This is a genomic window from Accumulibacter sp., assembly GCF_029255145.1.
Classification (GTDB): Bacteria; Pseudomonadota; Gammaproteobacteria; order Burkholderiales; family Rhodocyclaceae; genus Accumulibacter.
In genome coordinates, this window is record NZ_JAPUVQ010000058.1 from 1 (window position 1) to 4,855 (window position 4,855).

The window sequence follows — 4,855 nt, forward strand, 5'->3', positions numbered from 1 at the left end:
CGCGTGTTCGACAACATCTTCGTCGAGCGCCTCTGGCGCAGCGTCAAGTACGAGGACGTGTATCTGAAGGGCTATGCCACGATGGGCGAACGGATGGTTGGCCTGGCCGAGTATTTTGCCTTCTACAATGCTGAGCGTCCGCACCAGTCCCTGGGCAACACGGCACCCGCAGCCGTCTATCGAAACGGCATAGGTGGCAGGGCATTGATCCTCGACAAGTTTGGCGGCGCGGGTGGGGCATCGCCTGTGGACCGTAGCGGAACAGGCGATGCCCCACCCGCAGAAGCAAAGTCAACGACAGCATCAAAAGCAGAGTCAAAGGCAGAGTCAAAGGCAACACCGGGGCAGCGCCGTCCAGCTGCTAGCGAAGTCAAATGCACAACTTAAACTGGGTTGATATTTGTCTTGACTCAGGGGACCACTTTAGTCCACCTCGGCCCGGAAGAATTTCGGCGACGGCCCTTGGTAGTTGCTGGACCCGATTCGCCACTTGGGGTTGAACATGTCGAACTTCGGCCCAGCACCCAGCAGATCCTGGTGGGCCTGAAAATAGGCATCAATGGTCCCCACGTCGCGCCAATAGCCCCGCTCCTCATAGTCGCGTATTCCCGGGACTCGGTTCTCAGAGAAATCGTAGGCAACCACCCGCTGTGTCTGAATGAGGCGCGGCAGCAGGTCCTTGCCGAAATCCTTCTCTCCCCGCCGGTGACCCTCCCGCAGAGCGTTGACCAGGACATCGGTGTTGAAGATGTAATTTCCCATCGAGGCGAAGGCGTGGGTTGGATCGTTCGGCATGGGCGCTGGGTCGATTGGCTTCTCGCGGAAGCCGCGGATCGCTCCGTCGACGGCGGCGTCAATGATCCCGAATGCGGAGGCCATGCCGATCGGCACCGGTAGCGCCGCGACAGTCACGTCTGCATTGCTGCGCAAGTGGAAGGCGACCATCTGGCGAACGTCCATTCGATAAATATGGTCGGCACCAAACACAACCACCAGGTCCGGCGCGTGACTCTCGATGAGTCGCAGGTTCTGATAAACGGCGTCGGCAGTCCCCTGAAACCATTCCGGGCCTTCGCACATCTGCGGCGGAACCACGGCGTCGAACTGCTCGGGGAAGATGGGTGCCAGCACCCAGGAGCGGCGGATGTGCTCGATCAGCGACTGCGACTTGTATTGCATATTGAACCAGGAGGTAGATGGCAAAGATCTTCGAATTGACCAAGTTGGAAAGGACCAAGTCGACGATGCGGTACCGACCGCCGAAGGGAACCGAGGGCTTGGACCGATGTTCGGTGAGCGGATGCAGGCGAGAGCCTTCGCCACCTGCGAGGACCACGGCAACAATATTGGGCGTATTCAGCATTTCCTTTCCCCTCGATGACAACTCGTAGGAAAAGCGCCCACACGCTGCGGTTTGGCCAGCCTACCTCGGCCGCACCACTTTCGCCCCACCCGCATCGTTCCTGACAAGCCCCGTGGGGTAACAAATTACAATAGACTCGACCGTCAGATCGTCAGTGAATTCTTCATCGTTCACTGGCAATAAGTGACAGCGCCTCATCCCTGGCGGCACGGGTGACGCTTGTGTCACCGCCATGCGGGCCAGAGATCCAGCGCCGTGCGAAGATCAGCGCGCGGGAGCCGGGGCAGGAACGACCACCACCGTATCACCACCCGTCTTGCCGCGATCACCCATGGCCCCTGTATCGCCGGTGCTCCCGGTCGAGCCGGTAGCGCCAGTTGATCCAGTTGATCCCGTCGCGCCCGGCGGACCCGCTGGCCCGGGAACTGCAACGACGGCTGCTGGCGTCACGACCGTCGCTCTCTCGCACGCGCTGACAGCCAGAGCCATTGCTACTGCAGAAAATACTATCGAATATTTCATGAGAATTCCTTGTGATGGTTTGATGAATCGTATTTGCCTGCAACCCTCACCTTGGCGACATTGACGCTGCCCGCGGCGCGCGCACCCCGTCGGTTCAGGCACGAGCGTCGGACCTTCGTCCCGGGTGAGGACAGGCGTGCTACTTCTTGTCGCCCTTTGCTGCTTCCTGGATGCTATTCCCCGCTTTTTCGACCTGCTGCCCGACCTTCTCAGCCGCCTTGTCGACTTCCTTGCCGGCCTTCTCCGACGGGCCTTCCTGTTTCTGACAGCCGGACAGTCCGACCAGCAAGGCACCGATGAGCAGTGCGGCGCCGCTGCTCTTTCCAGATTTCCACATGGTATTGACTCCTGATAGCCCCCACACCCGACGGCGACAGCAAGCGCGTCGCTCACCCTCACCGGAGCATTTTGGGGCATTGGACAACCGCGACGCGCTGACCCCGAAGGGCTGGCGCAGCGCCCGTCGAGCATCTCTACGGCTTGCTCACTTCGTGGCCGATGATGCCGCCGACGGCTGCACCACCAACGGTTCCGACCGCGCTGCCACCGGTCAGGACGGCACCGCCAACGGCCCCGACGCCGGCGCCGACAGCGGTGTTCTTGTCCTGCGCCGACATCCCTGCACACCCTCCCAGGCCGAGCAGCATGACTGCGGCAACTGCACTGAAGGCAAATCTCTGCGTCGTTCTCATGGCATTACCTCATTGTCAAACATTGCTGTTTCGGTGCTGCGTGCCGGGTCGAGTGCCGCTGATTACTTGCCCGCGCTCGCCTTCTCCTTGGCCATGCATTCATCCTTGGCAGCGCCTGTCTTGGCGTCGCACTTTTCCTTGGCCACCGCGTACTGGGCGTCGACCTTGTCTGCCGTCGCGTCCTTGCGCGCCTCGGTCGTCTTGGCGCTGGCCGTACTGCGCGCATCGGCGGTCTTGGTGTTGGCCGTGACGTTCGCATCCGTCGTCTTCATCTGCGCCTTGGCATCGGCTTTGGCGGTCGTCTGCGCCGCCTTGGCTTCCTTCACGCACACATCCTTCTCATTGCCGGCCAGGTCATCGCATTTCTCATTGGCCACCCCATAGTCTGCCTCCGCCTTGGCGACATGCGCGTTGTAGCGGGTCTTCGTAGTGGGCTTGTAGGTGGCTTCAAGTTCGGCTGCTGCAACCTTCTGCGCACCCTTGGCCTCGGCGACGCAGATATCCTTGGCGTTCGCGGACAACGAGGCACAGGCTGCCTTGCCCGCCTTGTAGTCGGCGGCGACTTTGTCCTTGCCGGCGGTGTAATCGGTCTTCGACATGCCTTCGGCCATCGCACCGGCACTGAAACCGAGACTGATCGCCAGTGCGATCGCATTGATATTGAGTCTGTTCATTTTCGTTCCTTCATCGGATGAGTTTCGGAGAGATACATTGACAAACGGCGCCGCGCATACTCTTTTCTTCGCCAGCAGCAAGCACGCCGCTTGCAGGTACCGGGCATGGTCTGCCACGGTACAGTGCCGCCGCATGTGCTGGCTCGGATGGTTCAGCTTAGGCAGTGCCGCCGCCGCGGTCTGTCGGCTGCCGCACATAGCCGGCCCGAAATGCGCGTCTGTGCGCTGCAGTACAGATCGCCGCAGAGGCAGCGGCGCAGCATGTGCTCGTCGGTCCGACCGCTTCGGTCGACCGAAGCTGCACGCCTGGCGACGCCCGACGCCCTGAGCTGCGCCCACCACGCGGCAAACCGCCGATGCGCCCGGCCTGACGACCCGATGCCTGCCAGAAATCGCCGCCCGGCGCTGTCGGCCGCCGTGCTGGCGCTAACGGCTGGCGGCCTGTGGTGGTGGCAAGCGCGGCGAACCGCCAACGCGGCGCCGAACTACAGCACGCAGGCGGTGGCACGCGGCAACCTGACGCTGACCGTCACCGCCAACGGGACACTGCAGCCAACGCGCTCGACCAACATCGGCAGCGAACTCTCCGGTACGGTTCTGAAAGTCAACGTCGACGTCAACGATCTGATCCGCAAGGGTCAGGCACGGGTCGAACTCGACACAGCCAAGCTGCGCGACCAGATCCTGCGCTCGCGTGCCGTGCTGGCGGCGGCGACGGCAAAGGTCACGCAAACGCTGACGACGGTGAAGGAGGCCACGGCCGACCTGGCGCGCCTGGAAGAAGTGGCACGCATCTCGGCCGGCCAGTTGCCCGCCGGGACAGAACTCGATACCGGCCACGCTGCACTCGAACGGGCGACCGCCGACGCGGCCAGCGCTCGCGCCGGCGTCAGCGACGCGCAGGCGGCGCTGGCCCTGGACGAGATCAACCTGTCGAAGGCGTCGATCCGCGCCCCATCGGACGGCGTCGTGCTGACGCGTACGGTGGACACCGGCAACGCGGTGGCGGCGTCGCTGCAGCGGGTTCGGGTGCGTTCGGTCATCGCCGTGGCGCGATTCCTGAAGTGGCTCCCGGTACGGGCGGTGTGGTGCGAGATGTTCCTGCCCGACCACGCCTGGTCGCGTCCGCGCCTGATTCTTGCGACCGAGACCGATCTGTCGGCCCGACAGGTGGTGGAAATCTACGCCGAGCGCCGGGGGATCGAGCCCTTGTTTCACCATCTGAAGCGCTGGTGGGGAGTGGCCAATCTGTGGCAGCAGTCGAAGGCCGCGCTGGAACTGTGGATGCAGATTCGTTCTACGGCCTATGCCTTGACGCAATTGCTGGCCCTGCAGTTGTGGGAATCCTTTCCGCTGATGGCAATCGCGCCATGGCGCAAGAGCGCCATGATCACCGCCGGGCTCTTGCCCAGTGGCTGCGGATTCCATTTATCGGACTTCCCGTGCCCGACGCCTACGACCCGAAGTCCGGTCAATTGGTGACCTGATTAGCGCTATTCTTCAGCCGCTCGCCTGACTGGCTCATCATATGAGCCAGCCGGAGGTTAATCTGATCCCTGTCGAAGCGAGAGGAGAACAGAGATGGCCAGGATGAACCGAATCCA

At 62.6% G+C, this 4,855-nt stretch carries 4 protein-coding genes and 2 pseudogenes; 2 read left to right on the forward strand and 4 right to left on the reverse strand.

Features of this window, described 5'->3' with window-relative positions; all coding sequences use genetic code 11:
• Positions 1 to 156: pseudogene (locus tag Q1L50_RS06225) on the forward strand (integrase core domain-containing protein); the annotation flags it as partial.
• 315 nt (positions 157 to 471) lie between these two features.
• Here Q1L50_RS06225 and Q1L50_RS06230 read toward each other — a convergent pair.
• The 4 genes and pseudogenes from Q1L50_RS06230 to Q1L50_RS06245 form a co-directional block, all read right to left on the reverse strand.
• Positions 472 to 1,363: pseudogene (locus tag Q1L50_RS06230) on the reverse strand (sugar phosphate nucleotidyltransferase); the annotation flags it as partial.
• A 661-nt stretch (positions 1,364 to 2,024) separates the two neighbouring features.
• Entirely contained in the window at positions 2,025 to 2,222 is a 198-nt protein-coding gene (locus Q1L50_RS06235; protein WP_300336795.1) for a hypothetical protein, read from the reverse strand.
• 136 nt (positions 2,223 to 2,358) lie between these two features.
• The gene (locus tag Q1L50_RS06240) at positions 2,359 to 2,577 is read right to left on the reverse strand and encodes a glycine zipper 2TM domain-containing protein (protein ID WP_300336797.1); all 219 of its coding nucleotides are present in this window, start codon (positions 2,575 to 2,577) and stop codon (positions 2,359 to 2,361) included.
• Positions 2,578 to 2,639: 62 nt separating this feature from the next.
• Complete coding sequence (locus Q1L50_RS06245; protein WP_366145219.1) at positions 2,640 to 3,332, reverse strand: hypothetical protein; 693 nt, start codon at positions 3,330 to 3,332, stop codon at positions 2,640 to 2,642.
• 297 nt (positions 3,333 to 3,629) lie between these two features.
• Here Q1L50_RS06245 and Q1L50_RS06250 point away from each other — a divergent pair, with 297 nt between their 5' ends.
• Positions 3,630 to 4,733, forward strand: a complete 1,104-nt coding sequence (locus Q1L50_RS06250; RefSeq protein WP_300336799.1) for a transposase — start codon at positions 3,630 to 3,632, stop codon at positions 4,731 to 4,733.
• Positions 4,734 to 4,855 lie beyond the last annotated feature (122 nt).

Bases quoted from the DNA above. Each gene is read 5' to 3' on its own strand.
- Q1L50_RS06235 (WP_300336795.1), bottom strand. From the start codon at position 2,222: ATGTGGAAATCTGGAAAGAGCAGCGGCGCCGCACTGCTCATCGGTGCC.
- Q1L50_RS06240 (WP_300336797.1), bottom strand. From the start codon at position 2,577: ATGAGAACGACGCAGAGATTTGCCTTCAGTGCAGTTGCCGCAGTCATG.
- Q1L50_RS06250 (WP_300336799.1), top strand. From the start codon at position 3,630: ATGCCTGCCAGAAATCGCCGCCCGGCGCTGTCGGCCGCCGTGCTGGCG.